The following is a 23,628-nucleotide window of genomic DNA, read 5'->3' as shown; positions in this document are numbered from 1 at the left end:
CGAAAGGATTGAGCTTTTCATTTGCGCTCAGACCTCTGAGGGTGTCCCAGGACGATTTTCGCCTGTCCCGGACACCCTGCCGCGAACCCCTCCCGCGCTTACACCTTCGAGCAGATCCCGATGTCCGGATCTTGAAAGAGGGGCGCCGTGCCTTTGCACTTCTCCGTGGGGCCGCAGACGCCGTCGTTGCTGCTCTTTCGACACAGCTGGTAGCAGGTGCGCGATCCCGTTTGCCCGAGGCACGCAAGCCCGCTCGCGCAGTGCGTATCCTCGCAGGACTGACCGACGCGCGCCGTGCCGTCGCGCACGCAGCTGGCGGCGCCCTCGTCGTTGACGATGGTGCAGCTCTCGCCGATGCCGCATTGCTGGCCGTCTTGGAGCAGCTCGCACTTCTGCAAGGGCATGCACACCGGCACCGCCAGGCTCGGCGATCCGTATGTCTGCCGAATGTCGCAGAAGCGGGTGGCGGGCGATCGGTGCGTGGCGTCCCCGCACGCGCTCGAACCGCCGCAACAATAATGACGGCACCGGCCCACGGGGTCGCCCGCCGTTTCGGTGACGCATTCGTAGCCCGACGCGCAATCGTTGGCCCGGGTGCACAGGGCACCGTCTATCCCGGCGCCGGAGGCCGTGCACACGGGGGCGTTCTTTTCGCGCACCCGGCAAGCGCCCACTTCGGCGGAGACGACCCCGCCGCCATCGCCCGCGAGCGGCGAGCCCGCGTCCTCGCAGGGCCGATTTCCCGATCCATCCGGGTAACAGCTCAAGGTGGTGGCGCGGCAAAGCGGATTGCCGAACTCGAGCTTCGCCTTGTCACCCCCATCGGAGTTGCCCCCGATTTGGTAGCCGCCCCCCGGTGGGGCGTCGGCTGCGCCGGTAGGGCCCCACCGCTGGTTTCCGGGCGAACCGCTGTCCGACATCGCGCACCCAAGCACGATCGCTCCAAAGAGCAACCCCAGCGCCCCCATTCCGGCACGCGCGTGTGCCATCCGAGGGGAGCTTCGTTTCATGAATTGGCCAGGTTTCGCGAACATGAGTGAAGAAGAAAAATCCCGAATTCACGGCGCGTGCCGCATTCGTAAGCATGGCACCACACTCCAAAAAAACCAGTAAATCCCGCCAGTTGTATGGCCGAGACCCCTTGGGAGGGGAGCTGGGGCATGGTCCAGCTATGGCATGGCTGTCATGTCATCGCGATTCGATTTCCCGAACGGTATAGTTGCCGGCTGCGTCATACGCACGCACCGCAACGATGTGGGAGCCAGGCGGGACGATGCTGGTGACGTCCACGTCCACCGATTCGTCCGCCGTGTCGAATACACCGTCGCTTGCCCCGAGCGTACGAAACTCGGGCTTGCCGTCGACCGCCATCTCGACCCGCGCGATGGGGCCCAGGCCGTCCACCACGCGCACCTTGAGCCGCCGGCCCGTCATCGTGAGATCGCGCACCACCGGGGGCGTGTTGTCGACGAGCACCGGGCCCGATTCGAGCGCGTGACGCTGCACCAGATCGGGCGGATTGGCCGGCTCGTCGCTCGCCTCGACGCGCAGTCGGTATTTGCCCTCGGGCAGCGCCGTCGTCTCCCACTCGTACTCGCTCTTGGTCAGGATCTCGCCATCGCGGAGCGCGTCGCGCCATACGCCTTGGCCTTCGCGGCGGAAATTGAGGCGGTAGCGAAGGGAGTCGTTGTCGGGGTTGTCCACGCGCCAGGTGACCTTGAGCACGCTGTCGTGCTTCGGTGGCTCGCTCCCGCTCGCGGGGATGCTCTCCTTGCTCTCCGACTTGCTCGCGTTCTTGGGGCGCGCCTCCACCTCGAGCACCACCGGGCGCACGTTCTCGGTCACGAAGGGGAGCATCACCTCGGAGAGAACGGCCTTGGGATCGCGCGACCACCGCGCCCGCACTTGAATGAAGCGCGCGGCCGGGCTGGTCACCGTGGTGGGCGCAGACGTCCCCGCGCTCCACCCGCTCCACGTGGGATCGGGGCTCGAGGTGTTGCCGGTGCGCGTCGAGAACTCGAGCGGTCCGCTGGCGTGCCACGAGAGATGACCGAACCGCGCACGCAGCCCCGCGTCGAGCACTTTGCTCGTCCACACGGCCTCGCTCCCGCCTTGCGCCACCACGCGATGCACGGTGGCGGGGTCCGAGCCGGCCAGGTAGGTGGTGCTCTTGCCAAAGGCGAGCGCGCCAATCTGGCGGTCGTCGGTGTCGGCGACCAAGGTGACGGTGTGCGCGTCGTCCACGGTGTACACGCGCCCCTCGGCACCGGTGCCCACGTAGGGGCGCCCTTCGGCGTCCGTGGCCAGCGACATGTAATGGAACTCGGTGTGCGCCATCATCTTTTCGGGGCGGCCCGTGGCATCGAACCGCCAGAGCGCGCCCTTGCCGGGGCGTACCGGCTTGGCGCTCGTGGGGCCTGCCGGGCTTCGTGCGCCCGCGGGGGAGCGCTTCGGCGGCTCCGGGGGTTCGCCGTAGTCGTTGGCGATGGCGTAGAGCGTCCCTTTTTTACCGACGGCGATGGCCTTCACTTCCTCGCCCGAAAAGTCGTAGAGCACCACCGCGCGCCCGGGGCCTGCGATCTTGTAGAGGATGCCCTTGCCGCTGGAGCCCGCGTAAAGCTCGCCCGCCTCGCCGAGCGCCAAGGAGACGATGTGCGGCTCGTCGCTGCGGAAGTAGACCGAGTTGGCGCCCGATGGCTCGATGCGGTAGACGCGGCCTTCGGGGCCGGTGGCCGCGAAAATGGCGCCGCGCGCGTCGGCCGCGAGCGCCCACACGTGGCTGGCGTTGGGCAAGGTCACCCAGGGCTCGGCCTTGCCTTGGGACAGCTTGAAGATTTTGCCGTCGGGCATGCTGGCCGCGTAGATCGTCCCGCGGACCTCGATCATCGCGGTGACGGCCAGCGCGCCCGTGTCGGCGAACAGCGCGGCGCGATCGCCGGTGACCTTGAACACTTTGCCGGACGGACCCGTTCCAACGAGCACGCTTCCATCGCCGAGGGCGAGCGCCGAGAAGGACGACGAGGCATCGGTGAGCGGCACATTGCCCACGTTGAACCCGGCGCGCACGCCGCCGTCGGAGCTCACGGCCACACCCTTGAGATCTCCGCCGGAGAACTCGTCGAGCGTATCGAGATCGAACGTGCGCGTGCCGACCGCCGCTGCGTTCGATGCGACGAGCGACGAGCATGCCAGGAACAACCCCTGCAAGCCGCCCTTCGCGAAGGCCCTAGCTGGTTTCAGCCGCATGGCAGCGAATCTACACCGACGCCGCACGACGATGCGATATCTCAAGCGCAAACCATCTATGTAGGTGAAAGGAGTTGGCGCGACCGCAGGGCCCTTGACCTGGGGACGTGCCCCATCCATCGTTGGAAAACCAAACGAGGAAACGAACCCGGGGGAGGGACTGCCGGGCGGAGCCGCACGATGTCATCACCCGCACCGCTCATTTTGATCGTCGACGACAGCCAGGACAACCGCGAGATGTATGTGGAGTACCTGGAGAGCTACGGCTACCGCATTGCCGAGGCCGAGGACGGCGCGGCGGCCCTCAAGACCGCCTTCGAGCTCGCCCCATCTCTGGTGGTGATGGATCTAACGCTCCCCGTCATCGATGGCTGGGAGGCCACCCGCCGCTTGCGGGCCGATCCGCGCACCTCGTCGGTGCCGGTCATTGCCCTCACGGGCCACACCGAAGACCGCCACCACCGCGCCGCCCGCGACGCCGGATGCAGCGTCTTTTTGCTCAAGCCGTGCTTGCCCGAGCGCCTCTTGGAGGAGATCCAAAAGCTCCTGCCGGACTACATCGGCGAGCCCCAAGACCTCAGCGCCCGCCGTGAAATGTTGGAGGATCCCCCCTCGTAGCGGGGCTAGCGGCCGAATACCTTTGCGTGTGGCGACAGGCGTGTCCGCGCGCAGTCGCCAAAGCCGCAGGAGCGGCCCTCGTAGCGGGCTAGCGGCCGAATACCTTTTTGCGGGTGGCGACGGCCGTGTCGGCGCAGTCGCTGAAGACGCCGTCCAGGCCCGTCTCGAAGAAGCGGCGGTATTCGCCGGGGGCGTCGCCGCGCTCTTGGAGGTAGGTGGATGCGTCGGGGTTGCCGCCGCGGTAGTCCTCCGGGAGCCAGTTGTTCTCGTTGCGGAATGTCCAGGCGTGCACGATGAGGCCCGCCTTGTGCGCGTCGGCGACCAGCGTGGTGGGCGCGGTGAGTTTGTTCGCCGCGTCGCGCGGGATGATCCACTTTTTGCTCGGACCGATGCCTTGCGCATATGTCGCGATGAACGCGAGCCCCTCGGGCTTGGTCAGATCCTCCCAGCTTCGCCCGTTCGCCGACTTGTCGGAGTCGAATGGCTTGCCGTTTTCGTCGATGAGCTGCACCAACCGCAGGTGCGTCAACGTCTTGAGCTTTTGCAGGCTCCCCGGCTCGAACGACTGCAAAAACACCGGATCGGTCGGCTCGCGCCAGCCGGCTTCGTCGAGGAGCTTCACCACCTCTTCTTCCAGCGCCAAGCCCGCCTCCTTGAAGTACGTGGGGTGCTTCGTCTCGGGGTAGATGCCCACGCCCCGGCTCTTGGCCAGCTCGATGACCTCTTTGAGGGTGGGAACCTCTTCTTGCCCATCGAACGCCGTGTTCAGCGGGCGTAGATCCGGAACGCGCTCCTTGGCGCGCAAGGTCTTGATCTCCGCGAGCGTAAAGTCCTCGGTCCACCAGCCGTTCGTCTCTTTGCCGTCGAGGACCTTGATCTTCTTGCGCTCGGGGAACTTGATGGCCACGTCGGTCGTGCCGCCAATTTCGTTCTCGTGGCGGCAGATCAGCACGTGATCCTTGGTCGACACCACGTCCGGCTCGATGAAGTCCGCGCCCATGTCGATCGCCAGCCGATACGCCGCCAAGGTGTGCTCGGGCCTGTACCCCGACGCTCCGCGATGACCAATGACGAGCGGAAGACCCGAGGCGTTCACCGAGCTGTCCTTGGGGGTCGACGCATCCGCGGTGGGCACGACCGAGCCATCCGACGAGCAGTGCGCAAAGGTCACAGGGAGCATGGATAGAGCGAGCCCCGAGGCGAGGAGCGAAATTCGACGGCTAAAGCGCATGGCGCCGGGTTGTAGTCATGGAGGTCACCGAATGCGAGCGTTATTAGGTGACATCATTGTGACGCTTCATGTCGGAATTGTAAATTTCTGAAGCGTTTCGAGCCCTACACGCTGTCCCGTTTCGATGCCCGTCGCGATCCCGTCCCACTTCGTGATCCAGTCCAGTACCGCGACCGTCACGGCGCAGAGCCCCACCTTGCCGATGGGGACGGCGACGGATCGCGGTACGAGGCTCGGAATGAGCTTCTACTCGGGGTTGCGCAAATTGGCAGCACCGATGTAATCGGTTTTGCCGAGCGGCACGCCGTTGTGACGCAGAATCGCGTAGGCGTGGGTCACGTGGAAATAGAAGTTGGATAATGACATTTGATAAAGATAATCGCTGGCCGTAATCAGCTTTCCTTTCAAGAACGGCAGCTCCAGGAGCCGGTCCTCGACCCCCGCGAAGTCGTCGCGCGTGAACGTATCGAGGTAGGTGATCACGTCGCGGATGCGCCCGCGCAGCTCCTCGAAGGTGGTCTCGGTGTCCGGGTGCTTCGGGGGCTCTTTTCCGCCTGCGCGCGCGGCCCCGAACTTGGCGGCATCACAGGCGGCCTGCACTTGGCGGGTGAGCGGATATTGATCGGGGGCGAGGCGCGCGACCAAGAGCACGTTCGGATCGAACGGCTTCTTCTCGGCGTGGGCGATCGCGAGCTCCAGCCATCGATCGAGGTTGGTGAGCATGCGTTTGAATTGAGGGACCGACGCGTCGTAAAGGGACATGGCGCTGCTGTGGAGTGTGGCCCCGTGTTCGTCAAGGTGTGCGCTATGACGCGTCGCTCCCCTGACGATCGCGTTTCTTGCTTCCTTGACGTCGTTTTTCATCGACACGACGCGCGTGCGCGCGTAGCGACGGCCGGGTCGGGCGCCGCTTCTTCGGGACGACCAGGGCGCGCGCGATCAGCTCACCCAGCTTGTCCCGCGCGTCGGCGAGGTTCTGCAGCCGATCGCGCGTTCGCTCGCTTCGGATCAAGATGCGCCCGTCGGCGTCGAGGTACCCCTTGGCCAACGTGCGCAGCCGCGTCTTGGCTGCACCGCTGAGCGCCGCCGTCCCCTCGAGATCGAAGCGGAGCTCGACGCGCGACGACACCTTGTTCACGTTCTGGCCGCCGGGCCCCGACGAGCGCGTGGCCGTCCACGTGAGATCCGATCCCGGGATGACCACTGCTCCGACCGACAAAGCTTCCGACGCCACGCTCTCCTCGCCCTCTCTCACCCAGCATCCGCCATCCGGCATTTGCCATCCAGCACCCGGCGGCCCAGCGTCCTAGCACGGATGGCCCGGGAACCGTAGGATGCACCTTGCACATGCCCTTCGAGACGAGCCAGCGTACCCTCGCATACTACGCGTCCATCGCCGAACGCTTCTGGGACGCCACGCGCGAGCACGACGTCGCGCAAAACATCGCGGCCTTGCTCGCGGCCCTCGAGGCCGCGTCGTTTTCGCCGCCCTTTTCGATCCTCGATTTCGGCTGCGGCCCGGGGCGCGATTTGAAGGCGCTGAAGGCTGCGGGCCACGAGCCGATCGGCCTCGAGGGGTGCGCCCGCTTTGCCGAGATGGCCCGAGGCTACAGCGGCTGTCCGGTCTGGCAGCGCGACTTCCTCGCGCTCGGGTTGCCCGCCGCCTCGTTCGATGGCGTCTTTGCCAATGCGTCGCTCTTTCACGTTCCGGGCGCGCACCTTCCGCGCGTGCTCGCCGAGTTGGGCTCCGCCTTGAAGCCGGGAGGCATTCTCTTCTGTTCGAACCCGCGCGGGAACGATGTGGAGGGCTGGTCGGGCGAGAGGTACGGCTGCTATTTCGATTACGAACGCTGGCGCGCGCTCTTCGACGAGGCGGGCTTCGAGGAGGTCACGCACTTCTACCGACCGACGGGAAAACCGCGGGAGGAGCAGCCGTGGCTGGCCATGGTGGTTCGAAAGCGCGGAACCGAGGCTCACGTCCCATGAAGGACCCGGGGCGGATAATCCGGATGAGTCGAGCGCTGCAGCGCGCGCAGGCGAAACCCGAGCACGAGCAAGAGCACGCCAAACGCCATCGCATATCCGGCAATCCATAGCAGAAGCGCGAGCGCGCCTGCCCCGGGGGCGAGCAGCAACAAGCCGCCGAACGCCACGGAGAGCAGGCCGGAGAGGGCGAGGAGCCATTCGCCTTCGATCACATGGCGAAGTCGGATGGCCGCCACGATGTGGAGGACGCCGGTGACGAGCGCCCACGCACCGATGTAGTAGACGAGCGCAATGGCGGTGATCCCCGGCATGAGCAGGGCAATCAACCCCACCGCGATGCTCACGATCCCGTGCAGGAGCCGCGCGCCCCAAGGCAGCTGCTTGCGCAGGCCGCGCACGGCGTCGACGATGTTGGCGAGTCCCTCCGCGAGCGCATAAACGCCGAACACGAGGAGAAATGCCAGCAAGGTCAGACCAGGTACGACGAGGGCGACGGCGCCGAAGACGATGGCAAGGATGCCACGCAAGACCAATGTGCCCCACTGATGGGTCAGGCCGTCGATGTCGCTCTGGACAATGAGGGTCTTCATCGAAGTCCAACTTTCTCCGACCGCCGCTCGGTTTGTCGGTGATAATGAGGCCGCGTCCTGCCACCGCGGGCACGCAAGTCCTGCACCGCTTACTAGGGAATCCACCCATGTCGACCCTGTATGAGCTCCTCGCGGGCGAAGACGATCAACCCGCGCTTCTGGCGCCCGGCAAGCCGATGCTGACGTACGGTCAACTGCGGCGAAATGTGCGTGAGATCGCGTCCCAATTGAATCAGCTCGGCTTGGGTCGTGGCGACCGCATCGCGCTGGCCATGATCAACGGACCCGAGCTGATCACCACGTTCTTCGGGATTGCCACGGCGGCCACGGCGGCGCCGCTCAATCCAAAATACAAGCAGGATGAATTCGCCTTCTATTATGAAGACACCGCCGCGAAAGCGCTGGTGACGCTCTCGGGGAGCCCGATCCCGGCCGCGATGGCCGCGGCTCTTCCCGGTATGAAGCTCTTGAGCGTCTCGGCCGATGAAAATGGCTACTGCGGGCTCGCGGTCGTCTCCGATGGCTCGTCCTTGCCCCCGCCCGATCCCAAACCGGAGGAGGTCAGCGAGAGCGATGATGTCGCCATGATTCTCCATACGAGCGGCACCACCAGCCGCCCCAAGCGCGTCCCGCTGCGGCACCGCAATTTGGTTGCGTCTGCAAACAATATTCGAAGCACCTACGATTTGGGACCGTCCGATCGCACTTTGTGCGTGATGCCGCTGTTTCATATTCACGGCATCGTGGGCTCCATGCTCTCGACCCTCTCCTCCGGTGGCTCCGTGGTCTGCCCGCCGGGCTTCAACGCCATGGAGTTCCTGTCGCTCATCGAGAGCTTCTCGCCCACCTGGTACTCGGCCGTGCCCACCATGCATCAAATGGTGCTCGCGCGCGTCGATCGCCACGCCGAGCAGCTGCGCAAGCGCCGATTGCGCTTCATTCGATCGAGCAGCGCCCCCATGCCCCCGGTGGTGCGCGAGCGGCTCGAGCAATGTTTCAACGCCCCGGTGCTCGACTCGTATGGAATGACCGAGGCGAGCCATCAAATGGCGTCGAACCCATTGCCTCCGCGCGAACGCAAGGCCGGCACCGTGGGCTACGGCCACGGCGTGGAGGTGCGCATCATGGACGAGGCGGGCCACCTGCTCGCGCCGGGCGAGATCGGCGAGGTGGTGGTGCGCGGGCCGAATGTGGTCGATGGATACGAGAACAACCCGGAGGCCAACCTCGCGGCGTACACCAACGGCTGGTTTCGCACGGGCGATCAGGGTGTCCTCGACGCGGACGGGTACCTCTCGCTCACGGGGCGCATCAAGGAGCTCATCAACCGCGGCGGCGAGAAGGTCTCGCCGCTCGAGATCGACGACGTTCTCTTGCGCCACCCGGCGGTGGCCGAGGCGCTGGCCTTCGCGGTTCCTCATAAAATGCTGGGCGAGGAGATCCACGCGGCGGTGGTGCTCAAGGATCCGGTCGAGGGCAGCGAGCTCCGCGCCCATTGCGCCGAGGCGCTGGCCGAATACAAAGTTCCAAAGCGCTTTCATGTCCTCACCGAAATACCGCGCGGCGCCACCGGCAAGCTTCAGCGCATCAACATGGCCAAGCTGCTCAAAATTGGCGCGGCAGACGAGTGATGCGCATCGGCATCGTCGGCGCGGGCGCCATCGGTGGTTTCCTCGGGGCGCGCTTGGCGCTCTCCGGGCACGCGGTCACCCTCATCGCGCGCGGCGCGCACCTCGCGGCGATCCAGCGCGATGGTCTCAAGCTGATTGAAATCGATGGAACGGAGCGGGTGGTGCGCCCGGAGAAGGCCACGGCGAACATCGCGGAGGCGGGGCCGCAGGACGCGGTGATCGTGGCGCTCAAGGCGGGGAGCTTGCCCGCCGTCGCGCCCTCGCTCCGCGCGCTCTACCACCCGGAGACCATGGTCATCACGGCGCAGAATGGCTTTCCATGGTGGTATTTCTACAAGCTGGAAGGCCCGTACGCGAACCACCGGGTCGAGGCGGTCGATCCGGGCGGGATCATCGCCGCGAACATCGAGGCAGATCGGGTCATCGGCTGCATCGTGTACCCGGCGGCCGACATCGACGCGCCCGGGATCGTGCGGCACGTGGAGGGCGATCGCTTCTCGATCGGGGAGCTCGACGGCCAAAAGACGGAGCGCGTGAGCCGTCTTCGCGACGCGCTGGAGGCAGCCGGGGTGAAAGCGAAGGTCACGCCGCGCATCCGCTGGGAGACGTGGATCAAGCTCTGGGGGAACCTGACCTTCAACCCCATCTCCGCCCTGACCCGCTCCACGCTCGAGCAAATTTGCAGCTACCCGCTCACCCGCCAGCTCGCGCGAACGATGATGCAAGAGGCGCAGGTGATCGCCGAGCGGCTGGGCATCGAGTTCGGCATCAAGCTGGAGCAACGCATCGACGGCGCCCAAAAAGTCGGCGCCCACAAAACGTCGATGCTCCAGGACATCGAGCGCGGGCGACCCACCGAAATCGACGCCATGCTGGGGTCCGTCTCCGAGCTGGGGCGCTGGCTCGAGGTGCCCACACCGGCCATCGACGCGGTCTATGCCGCCGTGAAGCTGCTGGAGGCGCGCTCGCTCGCCTAGCGCCGCGCGAGGCGCGCCCGCTCGCCTAGCGAGGCGCGCCCGCTCGCCAGGCGCCGCGCGAGGCGCGCCCGCTCGCCTAGCGGGGCGCGCCCGCTCGCCAGGCGCCGCGCGAGGTGCGCTTGCGTGGCGCCGCGCGGCGTGCGCGCTCGGCCGGGGACGGCGTCGTTTCACCCGAACGCCGATGGGCGAGGTGACTGTACCCCTCGATCATGCGAAACGAGAATCATCTGTACCGGTCGCAGTGAACCAAACGTGTGCCTTTCCGGGGCGGGTTACCGGCTCCACTCTTTGCAAACGGGTCGCCCGGGCGCTGCGCGCGCCGCGCGGCCCGCGTTCGTGCCGCGGAGGACATGGCAAATGACGGACACGCGAGAGCTCGATGAAATCCTGAACTCGGCCCACGAAGCTGCGCGGGCCTTTTTGCAAACCGCGGCCGCGCGGCCGGTGGCGGCGCCCTTGCAGCCCGTTCCTTTTCCGGAGCTGCCGGAGCGAGGTTGGGGCGCCCTGCGGGCCATCGAGTTCTTCCGCGCCAACCTGGAGCCGATGCTCTCCGGCTCGCCGGGACCCCGCTACCTGGGCTTCGTCACCGGCGGTGCGACCCCCGCGGCCGTGGCCGGCGACTGGCTGGTTTCGGCCTACGATCAAAACGTATCGAACGACGGGGACTCGATCGCCACCGCCGTCGAGCGCCACACCCTCGCGCTCTTGCGTACGCTCTTCGGCCTCCCCGATGCGTTCGAGGGCGCCTTCGTGAGCGGCGCCACCCAAGCCAACTTGGTCGCCCTCGCCACCGCGCGGCAATGGGTCTACGACCGCGTCGGCGTCGACGTCGCGCAGGTGGGCCTCGCGGGGGCGCCCCCGGTGGCCGTGCTGGGGGGCTCCCCGCACGCGAGCATCGACAAAGCGCTCTCCATCCTGGGCATGGGGCGCGCGAGCATCGAGCGGATCCCGTGCTTGCCCGGACGCGCGGCGATCGATCCCGCGGCGCTCGACCAACGCCTGGCCGCGCACGCGGCGAAGGGCGGCCCGCCGTGCATCGTCACCGCCAGCGCGGGCGAGGTGAACACCGGCGACTTCGACGATCTGCGCGCCATCGGCGCGATCGCGCGCCGCTACGGCGCGTGGTTTCACGTCGACGGCGCGTTCGGCCTCTTCGCGGCCGTCGATCCGGAGCTCGCGCACCTGGTCGCCGGGGTGGAGGCCGCCGATTCCATCGCCGCCGACGCGCACAAATGGCTCAACGTCCCCTACGACTCTGCGTTCGTCTGGACCCGGCATTTGCCGCTGCAAGAGCGCGTCTTTCGCGCCGCCGGCCCCTACCTCGGCGCCGGCCCCGATCTGCTCCACCGCACCCCGGAGAACTCGCGTCGCTTTCGCGCGCTGCCCGCGTGGATGACCCTCATGGCCTACGGCCGCGAGGGCTACCGCGCCATCATCCACCGCTGCTGCGCGCACGCCCGGCGCCTGGGCGCGCACCTCGCGGCGTCCTCCTCGTTCGAGCTCCTCGACGAGGTTCGCTTGAACATCCTCTGCTTTGCCCCGCGCGGCGGCGACCCCTCCCAACGCGATCGCGTCCTCGAGGCCCTCCGCGCGGGCGGCCGCGCCTTTCTCACCCCCACGACCTTCTCGGGCAGGCCCGCCATCCGCGCCGCCTTCTCCAACTGGTCGACCACCGACGACGACGTCGCCCTCATCGCCCGCGCCCTCGATGACGCGGCCGCGAGCGCCCTCACACCGTAGCCACGGCGGCCCCTTTGCGTCCGCCGCGACGGCCGCGCCTTTCTCACCCCCACGACCTTCTCGGGCAGGCCCGCCATCCGCGCCGCCTTCTCCAACTGGTCGACCACCGACGACGACGTCGCCCTCATCGCCCGCGCCCTCGATGACGCGGCCGCGAGCGCCCTCACACCGTAGCCACGGCGGCCCCTTTGCGGCGGAGGGTGACGAGCTCGCGCTCCGCCGTCACCCGCGGATCGTAGCAGTCGACGGGCATGTTCCCGGCCCTGGCGATGCACCCGTTGGTGTAGTTGCACACGGGCCCGGCGCGGCCTTCGCGAAGATCGCGTGCGAGCCATGGATTGGCGATCATGGCGCGGCCAATGGTGATGGCGTCGCAGTCGCCGCTCGCGATGGCGTCCTCCATGGCGCTTCGCGTGTGAAATCCGCCCACGCAGAGGATGGGGATCCGGAGCTCGCGGCGAAAGAGGCGCGCATAGCGGCGGTTGAAGCCCTCCTGGGCGGGCCAGAGCGTGTTGCACGCCCGCGCGAGCACGGGGGCGATCAGGCGCAGACCCAAGCGCCTCGCCGGCGATGTGTTCTTCGCGGCCCCGTGCTCGGCCATGGTGGAGAAGAAGGTGTCGAAGTTGCCGCGCATCATCGGCAGGCCCGACTCGTAGTGGCCGACCGTGATCTCCACGGCGTCGATGCCCCCGCGCTCGAGCATCTTGGCCACGGCCAGGAGCTCCTTGGTGGTGGCGCCGCGGCGGCCGTAGAGCAGATCGGCGCCATTGAGCTTGGCGATCACGGGGTAGTCGCGCCCGACCCGGCCGCGGATGGCCTCCAAGGTCTCGCGCACGATGCGCATGCGGTTCTCGAGCGAGCCCCCGTACGCGTCGTCGCGGCGATTGGTGTAAGGTGCAAGGAATTGGTTGAGCAGATAGCCGTGCCCGATGTGAATCTGAACGCCGTCGAACCCCGCACGCTCCGCGCGCACCGCGGCCTCGGCGAAGGCGTCGACCACGTCGTGGATTTCGCCCTTTCCGAGCGGGCGCGGCTTGGTCCCCATCAGCTTTTCGGTCACGTCGGAGGCGGAGACGGCCTCCGTGAGCCCCACCGCCGCGGGAATGTTCTGCCGCCCGCAGTGATTCAGCTGCGCCACGATGCGGGCGCCGTGCTCGCGGGCGAGCGCGGTCCATCGCCGCAGGCCGGGCAGCTTGTCGTCATCGTCGATGCCGCACTGCCGCGGTGTCGACTTGCCTTGCGGCATCACATAGACGTTCCCCGTGATGATCAGCGGCGTCTTGGCGCGCGCGATCGGCTCGTAAAAGGCGAGGAGCTCGTCGGTCACGTGACCGCCTTCGCTCGCGCGCGTCTCGGACGTGGCCGACTTGGCGATCCTTCCGGCCACCGTGAGGGAGCCAAGACGGAGCTCGGAGAAGAGACGATCGTTCATGGGAGCACCTCCTGCACGTTGCGAGCTGCTAGTCTTGCGCCGTGGGCCCGAACGCGAGCGCAATCGGGCTCGCCACCGAGAGGAGCCCGACCGAGTACGACGCCGGGTAAACCACGCGGGCGCGCTTCATCGCCAGCGCGTCCACCACCTTGTCCGCGAGCACCTCGGGCTTTCCCGTGGGGATGATGCGCGCGAGCAGCTTTCGCCCGTACTGCTCGCGCGCCCGCGACTCGAGCTCCGACTGCACGGCGCCCGGATAAACGGTGACCACGGAGATCCCCGCCGGGGCGAGCTCGCGCCGGGCCACCTCCGACGCCATGGCCAGCCCCGCCTTGGCCGCGCAATAAAACGCGCAGCCATGCAAGGTGACCCGCCCCGCCATGCTGGCCACATTCACCACGAACCCGCGGCGCGCCGCGAGCATGTCCGGCACGGCCGCGTGCATCAACCGAAGCGGCGAGACGAGATCCACCGCCAAGAGCGCCTCCGCCCGCGCCCATGGAAGCCGCTCGAAGCGCCGCACCTCCATGAACCCCGCGCAGTTGACCAGCCCGTGCACGGGACCAAAGCGGCCCCGCGCCTCCTCGAGCGCGGCCATGGCTTGGTCGCTCTTCGAGAGATCGCACGCCGCCACATGGATCTCGCCGCCGAGCTCCGAGGCGAGCGCGCGCGACGGCTCCGGGGCCACGTCGACCAAGGTAAGCCGGGCGCGCGGCTCGTGTCTCCGGAGCGCACGCGCGAGCGCGCCCCCGATGGCGCCCGACGTCCCCGTCACGAAAATATGCTCGCTCATGGTGTTCGACACGAAATCAACGACGGCCGGTGTCGAGGGCGAACCAGAGAACGGTGATGAGCCCCGATTGGCCCTTCCACATGGCCGGGCCGAAGAAGAGCCCCGGGGACACCTCGCGCACCTCGTCGTGGATCTTGCGGATCCAAATGGGGTTCTCCGGCAAATCGTAATCCAAGACGAAGGCGCGCTGCCCGTCGATCCCCGAGTTGCCGAAGCGCGTATGGAAGGGAAATAGCTTTTGCCGCCCCAGCGCCCCCGGAACTTGGAGCCGGTTGATGCCCGTTCCTTCCTCGTCCGAGCGCGACGCGAACGACTTTCCATCCCACACGAAGAGCGACGAGGCCGCAAAGCCCCGCAGGAGCGCGCCGGCCGGCGTGCGGCTCACGAAGCGCGCGGCCAGCATGCGGCCTTTGGGCTCGCCGTCGAGCGCGCGGATCGATTTCGGACTACGCGAAATGCGATAAAGGCTCTCGAGCTCGCCGTACGATTTTTGGGCGAGCGCATCGAGCGAAGAATCGAGGGCGGTGACCTTGCCGTTCGTTTGCGAACCGAATGACGTGGACGTTGCACTTTGCATGATCATTCTCCCGTGCTGTTGCGCTTGCGTTTGACCTTCGGAGCCAGAAGCGAAGACTCGATGGCGGCGAAGCACACCTCGCCGGCACTGCGAAGCATGGCGTCGTCGAGCGTGAGGTACCCCAGGCGCTCGGCCTTGGTGAGACCCACGAAACCACCCCAGACCATGGCGATGAGCACCGCCGGCGAGACGCCCGAAGCGCCCTCGCCGACCCCGAGCACGGATTCGATGGCCATGAGCAGCGGCGCGAGCACCGAGGCTTCGACCGCGCGGCTCTCGCCGTCGAGGTAGGGGACGTGGTCCTGCATCTCCAAAAATTGGAACGCCACCGGGTGCTCGCGTTGAAAGCGGACCAACCTCGACCATACATCGGCGAACATGACGTTCGGCGGCCGCTGCATATCGAAGTCGAGGAGGAGCGCGTCGCGAAGCTTGGTCTTCGCCTCACGAAAGACGGCGTTGACCAGCCGCTCCTTGCTCTCGAAGTGCCGGTAGATCGATCCGACACCGACCCGGGCGGCGCGGGCGATTTCGGGCACCGACGTTCCGTGGAATCCTCGTTCCGCAAACATCCGGAGGGCTGCCTCCAAAATCCGCTCGCGCAGCGCATCGGAAGCTGCATTCGAGCCCGAATTCGTCGAAGCTTGCCCCTTTGGCGCTCGGGCTTTTCGGCGGGTCGAATCGGCACGGCTTCCGGAAGGAACGTTCATTCCGCATGACTGTGACCGCGCGCGGTCGCCGCGTCAAGAGCGGCGGAGAGGTTCCCGAGCGCCGGCGCATGGAACGGCGGGGCTAGGTGATGCGTACGCCGGGCGAACATGCGATGCTGCGCGCCATGAGCACGAATTTTCGCGTTTTGGGAATTGCAGGCAGCCTTCGCAAGGCTTCGTACAACCGCGCGCTGCTTCGCGCGGCGAGCGAGCTGGCGCCTTCCGGGCTGACCATCGAAATGGTCGAGATTGGCAATATTCCCTTTTACGATGGCGACGTCGAAGCGCAGGGCCTGCCGGCCTCGGTGCAAGAGCTGCGCGAGCGCATTCTGGCGGCCGACGGCCTTCTCTTCGCCACCCCCGAGTACAACTATTCGATCCCCGGTGTTCTCAAGAACGCCATCGACTGGTTTTCGCGTCCTCCGTCGCCCCCGTCGGATCGCAAGCCCGTGGGCATCATCGGCGCCAGCGGTGGAAACGGCGGCACGATGCGCGCGCAATACCACCTCCGCCAAGTCGGCGTCATGCTGAACTGGCGCACGTTCAACAAGCCGGAGGTGTTCATCGCCCGCGCGCAGGACAAATTCGACGCCGAGGGCAAGCTCACCGACGAGGCCACGCGCAAGGTGCTCGCGCAGCACTTGCAAGAGTTCTACGACTGGATCGCGCTGCTGAAGAAGTAGCGAGCACCACGCCCGCGGGGCCGGCTCGAGGCTCGAGGAACCGACTCGTCCGGCTCGAGCCTGCGTGGCTGAGGTGTGCTGCACGATCGGCCGCCGCGCGTGGAGTCCGCGCCTCGCGCCGGCGAAATGCGATAGCGTCACAGCATGTGGCTCGAAGCGATCCTTTCACGCGATGATTTGGCGGCCGTGGTGGAGCAGCTCGTACCGGTCAAAATCCGGTTTGGTACGGACAGCACGGAGAGCGAAGCTACGAATGGGGACGATGACGACGAGCGCTACCTCGTCCTCCACGATCCCACCGAGGTGACCCTCATCCCCGACGTGGGGCTCCGCGTGGTGTGCAAGGCGAGCGTGCGCTGGCCGGTGCTGCGGATCCGGGTGCCGGTCTCCGTGAAATCGCTCACCGCCATTCTGTCGCCCGAGGTGCAGCGCGAAGATGGCCACGATGCGCTCGTGTTTCGGCTGGCCATCGAGCACGCCGATCTGGCGGGGGTGCCGTCCGTGATCGATACGCGCATTACGGACAAGATCAACGCGGCGCTGGCGGAGAAGCGCATCGCGTGGAACTTCGCCAAGACGCTCTCGCACACCTTCGGCCTGCCCGCCGTGCTCGAGGACGTCTCCGGCTTCGAGCTCGCCGTGCTGGGCGGTCAGGTGAAGATCACGGCGGACGCGCTCGCGCTGGCGGTGGCGTTTCGTCCCCGCGTCCTGCGGGCCTCGTCGCAAGCTGCGCCTGCGCCGCCTGCGTCAACGTCGCAAACGTAGACGTTCATGTTTTCTGCGGCTCCCGCCTCCAAGGTCGGAAGGTGAGCCACAGCAGAAGCCCGGACACATTGAAGTTTTGTTCGCTATAGTGGACATTTGCGTGAAGCGGTATTTCGAGCTCTTATGCGATTTGCTGAAAAATGTGTGTGCACATCTATCAATGATAATTGAACATCGAACCACGATCTCGATCACGCATTGGGAATGTCGCGGACAGAACATCGCGCATGACGCCCGACGTCGCCCGCGTCTCGTTGAATGCTGCGGCGCGACCGGGCCGTTGCTCAACGGCCTCGATCGCGCCTTTTGGATGCCATGCGGGCCGGAGAGACCCGCGGCGGAGGGGTGAAACCTAGCGAGGGCTCGCCGGCTTGGGCGATGGCTTCCCGTTGCCGCGATGCGCGAGCCAATTGGCAAACGCGGAGAGGGCCGCGCACATGCTGATGTAAATGGCGGCGACTACCATGTACGTCGGGACATAGGGGAGATCGAACGCCAGCCGGCTGCCCATTTGCTTGCCGACATAGAGGAGCTCCGGATAGGTGATGATGAAGCCGAGCGCCGTGTCCTTGAGGAGCACCACCAGTTGCCCCACGATCGACGGCAACATCGCGCGCACCGCTTGCGGCAGAAGAATCAAGGTAACGACCTGCGTCTTCTGGAGCCCCAGCGCGTACGCCGCCTCGGATTGACCGCGCGGAATGGCCGCGATGCCGGCGCGGATGATCTCGGCGAGCACCGAGCCGTTGTAGACGGTGAGCCCGGCCACCAGCGCCCAGAAATTGCTGATGGCCATCCCAAACCGAACGGGCACGTAGTAGCCGAAGAAGATCAGGATCAAGAGCGGTATCGCGCGGAAAAGCTCCACCACGAAGGTGGCAGGCCCGCGGAAGATCCACGCGTCGCTGATGCGCGCGCTCGCGAATGTGGCCCCGAAGAGCAGCGCCAAGACCGCGGCGGTGCCCGCGGCCTTCAAGGTGCCGAGCAATCCATCGATCAACTGGGCTTGGATGGCGGGGTACTCGAACTGCTTCCACTTGAGTGGCTCGAATTGCCCTGTATCCCAAAAGCGGTAGATGGCGAAGATCACCAGCGCGGCCAGGCCGACGATGGTCACCGCGCCGATGAGCCGATGCCGAACGCGCGCGCGCGAGCCCGGCGCGTCGTAGAGGACCGTGGCGTTCATCGGGCCACCGCCCACTTCTGCTCGAGGTAGCGCTGGAGGATGATCAGGGGCACCACGAAGCACAAGAAGCCGAGGGTGATCCAGAGCAACGTGTAGATCTGATTTTCACCGCGCTCGGAGAGGTAAGCTTGAATGGCGCCCGCCTCCACCACCGAGAAGCCGGCGGCCACCGTGGTGTTCTTCAACATCGCGTTGAGCATGCTGATCAGAGGCGGCACCACCGTGCGAAAGGCTTGCGGGAGCACGATGAGGTAGAGCACCTGGCCGAAGGTCATCCCCAGCGCGCGCGCCGCCTCGCCTTGTCCCAGCGGCACCGTGTTGATGCCCGAGCGCAAGGTCTCGCAGATGAACGCGCCGGTGTAGATGGTGAGCGCCAAGTAGGCCGCCGGCTCGAACGCGATGTCGAGGCCGAGCTTGGGCGCCGCGAACACCAAAAAGGCGAAGACCAGGGTCAGCGGGGTGTTGCGAACCGTGTTCACGTACGCCGCCCCGAGCCCGCGAAGCACGGGGATGGGGCAAACCCGCATGGTCGCGAGCGCGGTGCCGAGGACGAGCGAGCCCACGGCACCGACCAAAAACAGCTTGAGCGTGGTGAGAAACCCGCGCGAGAAAATGTCCCAATTGTGGGTAAGCGTACCGAAAAATTCGAGCATCTTATGGTGGGAGCACCGGTGAAAGCGCCAGTAGAAGCAAGGGAGGCGTGGTGACGGGACGTCGTGGCAAAGAGCAGCGCGCGATCAATAGCGATCGACGGGCGGCTGCGTCGCCGTGGAGCCGGAGAGGCCGAGGGTGCCGTCGTAGATCTTCTTCCAGGTGCCGTCCTTGGCCACGGCCTCGAGGATGTCGTTGATCGCGTTGCGGAACGCGGTGTCCTCCTTGTTCACGCCGATGCCGTACTTTTCTTGGCCGAACGGCTGCCCGAGGACCTTGAGCTTCGCGGGGCTCTGCGCGGCGAAGCCCTTCAAAATGGCGTCGTCGGTGGTGACCGCGTCGACCTTCTTGTCGAGCAGCTGGGAGACGCACTCGGAGTACGTCTTGAACTCGCTGATGTTCTCGTCCTCGGTCAGCTTTTGATCGCGCACGCGCTGGAGCGGGGTGGAGCCGGTGGCCGAGCAGACCTTCTTGCCCTTGAGCGTCTCTTTGCTGGTGATGGCCGCTTCGTCTTTGCGGAGCAGGAGGTCCTGGCCGGCGATGAAGTACGGGCCGGCGAAGCCGACGTCGTTCTTGCGCTTGTCGCTGATGGAATAGGTGCCGACGTAGTAATCGACCTCTCCGCCTTTGATCGCTGTCTCGCGGTTGGTCGACGGGATTTCCTTGTATTCGATCTTGGCCGGATCGATGCCGAGACGCGAGGCCACCAGCTGGGCGATCTCGACGTCGAACCCACAGCGTTTGCCGTCGGCGTCTTTGTAGCCGAGGTTCGGCTGATCGAATTTGACGCCGACGACGACCTTGCCGGCCGCTTTGATCTTGTCGAAGGTCTTGCTGCCTTCGATCTTCACATCGGTCGCGGGCGTGAGCTTCACGCCGGAGCTGGCGCACTTGTCACCGGTGCCGGTCAGCGGATCGGCCGCGGCGCCACCGCTACCGCCAGGGGCGGACGAGTTCTTGCTGCAACCGCCGAGCGCAGCGACGAACGCCAGCGCAGCAACACCGACCAGGGAGGCAAATTTGCAGGAGATCATCGCTTCTCTCTTTCAGTGCGTTAGAATCTTGGAAAGAAAATCTTTGGCTCGATCGGTTTTCGGGCGGTCGAAGAACTCTTCGGGGGCCGCTTGCTCGACGACTTGGCCGTCGGCCATGAACACCACGCGGTGCGCGGCCTTGCGGGCAAAACCCATTTCGTGGGTTACGACCACCATGGTCATCCCACCTTTGGCGAGGCTTGTCATGACATCCAGCACCTCGTTCACCATTTCGGGATCGAGGGCGCTGGTCGGCTCGTCGAAGAGCATGGCCTTGGGGCGCATGGCCAGCGCGCGCGCGATGGCCGCCCGCTGCTGCTGACCGCCGGAGAGCTGGGCCGGCATCTTGTCGGCTTGGCTGCCGATGCCCACGCGTTCGAGCAGCGCGAGCCCGCGCTTGCGCGCCTCCTCCTCCGGCTCCTTCAGCACCTTGACGGGCGCGAGCATCACATTTTCGAGAATAGTCTTGTGCGAGAACAGATTGAACGATTGAAAGACCATCCCGACCTCGCTGCGAAGCTTGGCCAGCGCGGCGCCTTCCTCGGGCAGCGGCTTACCCGCAAATCGAATCTCGCCCGACTGAATCGTCTCCAGCCGATTGATCGCGCGGCACAAAGTCGACTTGCCCGAGCCGGAGGGGCCGATGACGACGACGACCTCGCCCGGTGCAATCTCGAGGTTCACGTCCCGCAGCACGTGGAGCTGCCCGTACCACTTGTTGACGCCCTTGAGGACTACGAGGGGATCCTTCGATATGCCGGGCGTGACGGTGCCGTTGGTCATTAAGAGCGCAACGTTAGAAAGTTCGCTCTTTCAGCGCAACCCGCGTGTGCGTGGTTCCGCGACCTGCGGGCGTTCTGCGACAGAACCCCGGGAAAAGTAGGCGCGCTTTTCACGAAGACGCCTGTAGCCTCTCGCCCGCCGCCGGCCGGGCTCCGGGGTGTTCTCCGGGATCACGCCAATGGGTGGCGCACATCCACCCGCCGAGTACGCTGAGAGGAAAGTTTTAGGATGAGCGCGAAACCGGAGTTGATGCGGTTCCACGCGTCGGTGTGGTTCGACGTGTCAGTGGGCGGTTCCACGCATTGGTGGGCGGTTCCACGCGTCGGTGGCGGTTCGACGCATGATGACAAATTGGAAACGAGGGGACCTTCCGAGCGCGCGGTGGGAATCTATCTTTGGGCCGGGTTGTTCGAGCCGGTCATGGAGACCGGCGCGGTTCGAGCCCTTGCGGCGACGACGATTCTCGGCAATCTCCTCGAAGAGATTCGCCTTCGATTCGGCAAGTACGAGCTTCTCGATCACTGGAAACAAGGTGAGTTCCACCACGACATCGTGGTGCGTGTTCCCGACGCGCAGGGGGTCCTACCTGGCCCCATCTTGGTCATTGCGACCAACTGCAACGGCGGGGTCAAAGAGGTGCTGTGCTTCGACACACCGCCCGATCGATGGGCGCTTTGGCACTGGCGGTGCCCGAACATCCAAGATTTTTCGGGCGCCCTGCCGCCCATGTTGGCGTGCGTGACGACGGAGCACTGGTTCGATCCGTGCGACCTTCTCTCGAACGACGCGCGCAGCGAGCTAAAAGCCGAATACCGACGAAGGCAACACGGCGGCGGCTGGGAAATGTCACCGCCCGAGCCCTGCGCCGGAAATCGGCGCGCGTGAGCGGCGGGGCGTACGCGCCGATGATTACGTGCGGCGGCGCAAGGTGCGTACGACTTGTTCGTGCATGGCGTTGGCGGCGGGGGTGCGCGACGAAGCTTTTCCGCGGATGACGGCGACGTCGAGATCGGGGAGGGGCGGCAGGCCGTGCTCGGTGCCCAAGGCTTGGAGCTGCGGGGGGACGGCGGTCGCGGTGATGGCGGCGACGGCGAGCCCGCTCTCCACGGCGGCGAGCAATCCGACCAAGCTGCGGCTCGAGTAGACGATGCGGTACGCGCGGCGCTCGCCCGAGAGCGCGGCGATGACGTCGCGGCGCGCGCGGCTGCCCGTCTCGTAGACCGCGATGGGTAAGGGATCTTTGCGCCATATTTCGTAGGCCATGGCGCCGACCCATACGACCGGCTCGCGAAAGAGGAACGTCCCGCGCTCCACGCGATCGCGCGAGACCACCGCCAGATCGAGCTCACCGCGCTGCACCTTTGGAATGAGCAAGGTGGATTGCTCGCAGACCAAGCAGATCTCCACGCTGGGGTGCCGATTGCCAAAGGCGCGCAAGAGCGGCGTGAGGTACGCGAACGCATAATCGTCCGGCACGCCGAGGGTAACCCGCCCCGTCACCGTGGGGCCGTGCAGGGCAGTGAGCGCCTCGTCGTGCAGCTCCAAGAGGCGGCGCGCGTAGCCGAGGAGCTCGCGCCCAGTGTGCGTAAGCTCCAAATGCCGCGGATCGCGCACCAGCACCGGCGCGCCCGCCGCGTCCTCCAGCTTTTTGAGCTGCATGCTCAGGGCCGATGGCGATCGGTGCACGTGGGGCACGGCCGCGGTGAGCGATCCCGCGTCCACCACCGCCACGAACGCGCGCAGCCAATCGAGTTGAAGATCCGCAGTTCGCATGGTTTCGTTTCCGGGGAGGGGAGCCTGCAAGCGAATTCCCGCAGCCACACCGGCACATTTCGAAAATCGAAACGTACCTGTTCGATAGTTGCACTTTACGCAACGTAAATCGGATCGCACTGTCGGGCCATGGCAAAAGGTACGTCACTCGATGTGGCCGCCGCGTCACTCGATCCGACCGACACGCCACGCGAACCCGCGCCGGCGTCGATCGCGGCCGATCCGGCGCAGGCGCCCGCCGCGCCGCCGGCACACGATCCGCCGGCACACGACCCGGCGCAGCCCTCCGTCGCGACATCCGCACGCGAGCGCCAGGGCGCCGTGTTCATGATCCTCGGCGGCGCCCTGCTCGGCACCGTGGGCGTGTTCGTCGAGGAGGCGGGGCAGCACCCCTTCACGGCCGTGTGGTTTCGCTGCGTCTTCGGCGCCGCCGCGCTCTTCGCCTGGGGCCTCGCACGCGGGCGAGCTCGCGAGCTCTGGCTCGACCGGCGCGGGCTCGGCGCGGCGCTCCTCGCGGGCGCGCTCATGACCGCGAACTGGGCGCTCTTCTTCGCCGCGCTGGAGCACACGTCCATCGCCGTGGCGACCGTGGTCTTTCACGTGCAGCCGCTCTGGCTCATGGCCGCCGGCGTTTTGTGGCTCGGCGAGCCCTTCTCCCGGCTTCGCGCCGGGGCCGCGCTGCTGGCGCTCATCGGGCTCACCCTCGCCACGGGGCTCCTCGACGGCGCCTTCGCCTCCGGCGCCAACGGGATCGCGGGCGCCGCCGAAACCAACGGGACCGGCGCCTCGCCGGCATACGTCGGAGGCCTCGCCATGTGCCTCGCCGCCTCGCTCGCATACACGGGGGTCTCCCTGATCGCCAAGACGGTGCGCCGCGTGAGCTCCTTTGCGCTCGCGTGGTGGCAGTGCGTCGTGGGCGCCGTCCTCCTCGGGTGGTGGCCGCTCGCGCACGGCTTGCCGAGGTGGGGCACCGCGTGGGCATGGCTCACGGGTCTCGGCGTGCTGCACACGGGCTTGGCGTACGTGCTCCTTTACGTGGGCATGAGCCGATTGCCCGCCGGGCGCATCGCCATCCTCCAATTCGTCTACCCCGCCTGCGCCGTCGCCGTGGACTGGCTCGTCTACGGGCGCGCCCTCAGCGCCGCGCAGCTCTCCGGCGTGGTGCTGATCGGAGTCGCGCAATGGGGTGCGCGCGCCCCGCGTGCCACGCGCTAGCCCCGGG

The 23,628-nt window shown here is 66.5% G+C and carries 24 protein-coding genes; 9 read left to right on the top strand and 15 right to left on the bottom strand.

All coding sequences use genetic code 11. The features are described from left to right. Positions 1-98: 98 nt before the first annotated feature. Together LZC94_38660 and LZC94_38655 are read right to left on the bottom strand one after the other, a co-directional pair. The gene (locus LZC94_38660) at positions 99-989 is read right to left on the bottom strand and encodes a hypothetical protein (protein WXB13745.1); all 891 of its coding nucleotides are present in this window, start codon (positions 987-989) and stop codon (positions 99-101) included. A gap of 199 nt (positions 990-1,188) precedes the next feature. Then, positions 1,189-3,246: a hypothetical protein gene (locus LZC94_38655; protein WXB13744.1), complete on the bottom strand. Its 2,058-nt coding sequence runs from the start codon at positions 3,244-3,246 to the stop codon at positions 1,189-1,191. A 180-nt stretch (positions 3,247-3,426) separates the two neighbouring features. Between LZC94_38655 and LZC94_38650 the strand changes: the two genes are divergently transcribed. Continuing rightward, positions 3,427-3,864 (top strand): response regulator, encoded by a 438-nt coding sequence (locus LZC94_38650; GenBank protein WXB13743.1) that lies wholly within the window; start codon positions 3,427-3,429, stop codon positions 3,862-3,864. A gap of 88 nt (positions 3,865-3,952) precedes the next feature. Here LZC94_38650 and LZC94_38645 read toward each other — a convergent pair whose 3' ends face one another. From LZC94_38645 to arfB, 3 genes are all read right to left on the bottom strand, one after another. Next, positions 3,953-5,095, bottom strand: coding sequence for a glycerophosphodiester phosphodiesterase (locus tag LZC94_38645; GenBank protein WXB13742.1), 1,143 nt, complete (start codon positions 5,093-5,095; stop codon positions 3,953-3,955). Between the two features lie 246 nt (positions 5,096-5,341). Beyond that, on the bottom strand, positions 5,342-5,857 hold the full coding sequence (locus tag LZC94_38640) for a DUF1993 domain-containing protein (protein WXB13741.1): 516 nt from the start codon (positions 5,855-5,857) through the stop codon (positions 5,342-5,344). Positions 5,858-5,900: 43 nt separating this feature from the next. Next, positions 5,901-6,329: an aminoacyl-tRNA hydrolase gene (gene arfB / locus LZC94_38635; GenBank protein WXB13740.1), complete on the bottom strand. Its 429-nt coding sequence runs from the start codon at positions 6,327-6,329 to the stop codon at positions 5,901-5,903. 113 nt (positions 6,330-6,442) lie between these two features. On the opposite strand from arfB, the gene LZC94_38630 reads away from it, so the two are divergent. Next, complete coding sequence (locus LZC94_38630) at positions 6,443-7,081, top strand: class I SAM-dependent methyltransferase (protein ID WXB13739.1); 639 nt, start codon at positions 6,443-6,445, stop codon at positions 7,079-7,081. On the opposite strand, the gene LZC94_38625 is transcribed toward LZC94_38630, so the two are convergent. Beyond that, positions 7,069-7,671 (bottom strand): HdeD family acid-resistance protein, encoded by a 603-nt coding sequence (locus tag LZC94_38625; GenBank protein WXB13738.1) that lies wholly within the window; start codon positions 7,669-7,671, stop codon positions 7,069-7,071. The two genes, LZC94_38630 and LZC94_38625, sit on opposite strands and share 13 nt — an antisense overlap. A 107-nt stretch (positions 7,672-7,778) precedes the next feature. On the opposite strand from LZC94_38625, the gene LZC94_38620 reads away from it, so the two are divergent. The 3 genes from LZC94_38620 (at position 7,779) to LZC94_38610 (ending at position 12,019) form a co-directional block, all read left to right on the top strand. After that, positions 7,779-9,302 (top strand): acyl--CoA ligase, encoded by a 1,524-nt coding sequence (locus LZC94_38620; protein ID WXB13737.1) that lies wholly within the window; start codon positions 7,779-7,781, stop codon positions 9,300-9,302. Further along, a complete protein-coding gene (locus LZC94_38615) occupies positions 9,302-10,279 on the top strand; it encodes a 2-dehydropantoate 2-reductase (GenBank protein WXB13736.1) in 978 nt (325 codons plus the stop codon). Before LZC94_38620 ends, LZC94_38615 begins: the two co-directional genes overlap by 1 nt. 357 nt (positions 10,280-10,636) lie before the next feature. Next, positions 10,637-12,019: a pyridoxal-dependent decarboxylase gene (locus LZC94_38610; GenBank protein ID WXB13735.1), complete on the top strand. Its 1,383-nt coding sequence runs from the start codon at positions 10,637-10,639 to the stop codon at positions 12,017-12,019. 163 nt (positions 12,020-12,182) lie between these two features. Here the strand turns inward: LZC94_38610 and LZC94_38605 are convergent, their stop codons facing one another. Genes LZC94_38605 through LZC94_38590 form a run of 4 tightly spaced genes read right to left on the bottom strand, consistent with a single transcriptional unit; the run spans position 12,183 to position 15,393 of the window. Beyond that, entirely contained in the window at positions 12,183-13,451 is a 1,269-nt protein-coding gene (locus tag LZC94_38605) for an NADH:flavin oxidoreductase (protein WXB13734.1), read from the bottom strand. 28 nt (positions 13,452-13,479) lie between these two features. After that, positions 13,480-14,244: an SDR family NAD(P)-dependent oxidoreductase gene (locus LZC94_38600; GenBank protein ID WXB13733.1), complete on the bottom strand. Its 765-nt coding sequence runs from the start codon at positions 14,242-14,244 to the stop codon at positions 13,480-13,482. Between the two features lie 16 nt (positions 14,245-14,260). Continuing rightward, a complete protein-coding gene (locus LZC94_38595; protein WXB13732.1) occupies positions 14,261-14,821 on the bottom strand; it encodes a hypothetical protein in 561 nt (186 codons plus the stop codon). Between the two features lie 2 nt (positions 14,822-14,823). Beyond that, the gene (locus tag LZC94_38590; GenBank protein WXB13731.1) at positions 14,824-15,393 is read right to left on the bottom strand and encodes a TetR/AcrR family transcriptional regulator; all 570 of its coding nucleotides are present in this window, start codon (positions 15,391-15,393) and stop codon (positions 14,824-14,826) included. A gap of 263 nt (positions 15,394-15,656) precedes the next feature. On the opposite strand from LZC94_38590, the gene LZC94_38585 reads away from it, so the two are divergent. Then, the gene (locus LZC94_38585; protein WXB13730.1) at positions 15,657-16,214 is read left to right on the top strand and encodes an NAD(P)H-dependent oxidoreductase; all 558 of its coding nucleotides are present in this window, start codon (positions 15,657-15,659) and stop codon (positions 16,212-16,214) included. Positions 16,215-16,358: 144 nt separating this feature from the next. Next, positions 16,359-16,979: a hypothetical protein gene (locus LZC94_38580; GenBank protein WXB13729.1), complete on the top strand. Its 621-nt coding sequence runs from the start codon at positions 16,359-16,361 to the stop codon at positions 16,977-16,979. A 352-nt stretch (positions 16,980-17,331) separates the two neighbouring features. On the opposite strand, the gene LZC94_38575 is transcribed toward LZC94_38580, so the two are convergent. The 4 genes from LZC94_38575 to LZC94_38560 form a co-directional block, all read right to left on the bottom strand. Then, complete coding sequence (locus tag LZC94_38575; protein WXB13728.1) at positions 17,332-18,165, bottom strand: amino acid ABC transporter permease; 834 nt, start codon at positions 18,163-18,165, stop codon at positions 17,332-17,334. Next, the gene (locus LZC94_38570) at positions 18,162-18,818 is read right to left on the bottom strand and encodes an amino acid ABC transporter permease (GenBank protein ID WXB13727.1); all 657 of its coding nucleotides are present in this window, start codon (positions 18,816-18,818) and stop codon (positions 18,162-18,164) included. The genes LZC94_38575 and LZC94_38570 overlap by 4 nt, the downstream gene beginning before the upstream one ends. Before the next feature lie 84 nt (positions 18,819-18,902). Further along, the gene (locus LZC94_38565; GenBank protein WXB13726.1) at positions 18,903-19,850 is read right to left on the bottom strand and encodes a glutamate ABC transporter substrate-binding protein; all 948 of its coding nucleotides are present in this window, start codon (positions 19,848-19,850) and stop codon (positions 18,903-18,905) included. Between the two features lie 12 nt (positions 19,851-19,862). Next, on the bottom strand, positions 19,863-20,633 hold the full coding sequence (locus LZC94_38560) for an amino acid ABC transporter ATP-binding protein (protein ID WXB13725.1): 771 nt from the start codon (positions 20,631-20,633) through the stop codon (positions 19,863-19,865). A gap of 381 nt (positions 20,634-21,014) precedes the next feature. Between LZC94_38560 and LZC94_38555 the strand changes: the two genes are divergently transcribed. Continuing rightward, positions 21,015-21,518 carry a hypothetical protein gene (locus LZC94_38555; GenBank protein WXB13724.1) on the top strand — a complete coding sequence of 168 codons (504 nt, stop codon included), beginning with the start codon at positions 21,015-21,017 and terminating at the stop codon, positions 21,516-21,518. 24 nt (positions 21,519-21,542) lie between these two features. Here LZC94_38555 and LZC94_38550 read toward each other — a convergent pair whose 3' ends face one another. Then, complete coding sequence (locus LZC94_38550; protein ID WXB13723.1) at positions 21,543-22,406, bottom strand: LysR substrate-binding domain-containing protein; 864 nt, start codon at positions 22,404-22,406, stop codon at positions 21,543-21,545. 129 nt (positions 22,407-22,535) lie between these two features. Between LZC94_38550 and LZC94_38545 the strand changes: the two genes are divergently transcribed. Then, complete coding sequence (locus LZC94_38545) at positions 22,536-23,621, top strand: DMT family transporter (GenBank protein ID WXB13722.1); 1,086 nt, start codon at positions 22,536-22,538, stop codon at positions 23,619-23,621. Positions 23,622-23,628 lie beyond the last annotated feature (7 nt).

The organism is Sorangiineae bacterium MSr11954 (assembly GCA_037157815.1).
Taxonomy (GTDB): domain Bacteria; phylum Myxococcota_A; class Polyangia; order Polyangiales; family Polyangiaceae; genus Pendulispora; species Pendulispora albinea.
This window is presented reverse-complemented; position numbering and strand designations above follow the sequence as displayed.

Excerpts from the sequence above, each read along its gene's own strand:
- LZC94_38610 (WXB13735.1), top strand. The coding sequence starts at position 10,637 with ATGACGGACACGCGAGAGCTCGATGAAATCCTGAACTCGGCCCACGAA.
- LZC94_38585 (WXB13730.1), top strand. The coding sequence starts at position 15,657 with ATGAGCACGAATTTTCGCGTTTTGGGAATTGCAGGCAGCCTTCGCAAG.
- LZC94_38575 (WXB13728.1), bottom strand. The coding sequence starts at position 18,165 with ATGAACGCCACGGTCCTCTACGACGCGCCGGGCTCGCGCGCGCGCGTT.
- LZC94_38630 (WXB13739.1), top strand. The coding sequence starts at position 6,443 with ATGCCCTTCGAGACGAGCCAGCGTACCCTCGCATACTACGCGTCCATC.
- LZC94_38570 (WXB13727.1), bottom strand. The coding sequence starts at position 18,818 with ATGCTCGAATTTTTCGGTACGCTTACCCACAATTGGGACATTTTCTCG.
- LZC94_38545 (WXB13722.1), top strand. The coding sequence starts at position 22,536 with ATGGCAAAAGGTACGTCACTCGATGTGGCCGCCGCGTCACTCGATCCG.
- LZC94_38640 (WXB13741.1), bottom strand. The coding sequence starts at position 5,857 with ATGTCCCTTTACGACGCGTCGGTCCCTCAATTCAAACGCATGCTCACC.
- LZC94_38655 (WXB13744.1), bottom strand. The coding sequence starts at position 3,246 with ATGCGGCTGAAACCAGCTAGGGCCTTCGCGAAGGGCGGCTTGCAGGGG.
- LZC94_38590 (WXB13731.1), bottom strand. The coding sequence starts at position 15,393 with ATGTTTGCGGAACGAGGATTCCACGGAACGTCGGTGCCCGAAATCGCC.
- LZC94_38625 (WXB13738.1), bottom strand. The coding sequence starts at position 7,671 with ATGAAGACCCTCATTGTCCAGAGCGACATCGACGGCCTGACCCATCAG.
- LZC94_38645 (WXB13742.1), bottom strand. The coding sequence starts at position 5,095 with ATGCGCTTTAGCCGTCGAATTTCGCTCCTCGCCTCGGGGCTCGCTCTA.
- LZC94_38620 (WXB13737.1), top strand. The coding sequence starts at position 7,779 with ATGTCGACCCTGTATGAGCTCCTCGCGGGCGAAGACGATCAACCCGCG.
- LZC94_38660 (WXB13745.1), bottom strand. The coding sequence starts at position 989 with ATGGCACACGCGCGTGCCGGAATGGGGGCGCTGGGGTTGCTCTTTGGA.
- LZC94_38600 (WXB13733.1), bottom strand. The coding sequence starts at position 14,244 with ATGAGCGAGCATATTTTCGTGACGGGGACGTCGGGCGCCATCGGGGGC.
- LZC94_38565 (WXB13726.1), bottom strand. The coding sequence starts at position 19,850 with ATGATCTCCTGCAAATTTGCCTCCCTGGTCGGTGTTGCTGCGCTGGCG.
- LZC94_38560 (WXB13725.1), bottom strand. The coding sequence starts at position 20,633 with ATGACCAACGGCACCGTCACGCCCGGCATATCGAAGGATCCCCTCGTA.
- LZC94_38615 (WXB13736.1), top strand. The coding sequence starts at position 9,302 with ATGCGCATCGGCATCGTCGGCGCGGGCGCCATCGGTGGTTTCCTCGGG.
- LZC94_38550 (WXB13723.1), bottom strand. The coding sequence starts at position 22,406 with ATGCGAACTGCGGATCTTCAACTCGATTGGCTGCGCGCGTTCGTGGCG.
- LZC94_38605 (WXB13734.1), bottom strand. The coding sequence starts at position 13,451 with ATGAACGATCGTCTCTTCTCCGAGCTCCGTCTTGGCTCCCTCACGGTG.
- LZC94_38580 (WXB13729.1), top strand. The coding sequence starts at position 16,359 with ATGTGGCTCGAAGCGATCCTTTCACGCGATGATTTGGCGGCCGTGGTG.
- LZC94_38650 (WXB13743.1), top strand. The coding sequence starts at position 3,427 with ATGTCATCACCCGCACCGCTCATTTTGATCGTCGACGACAGCCAGGAC.
- LZC94_38595 (WXB13732.1), bottom strand. The coding sequence starts at position 14,821 with ATGCAAAGTGCAACGTCCACGTCATTCGGTTCGCAAACGAACGGCAAG.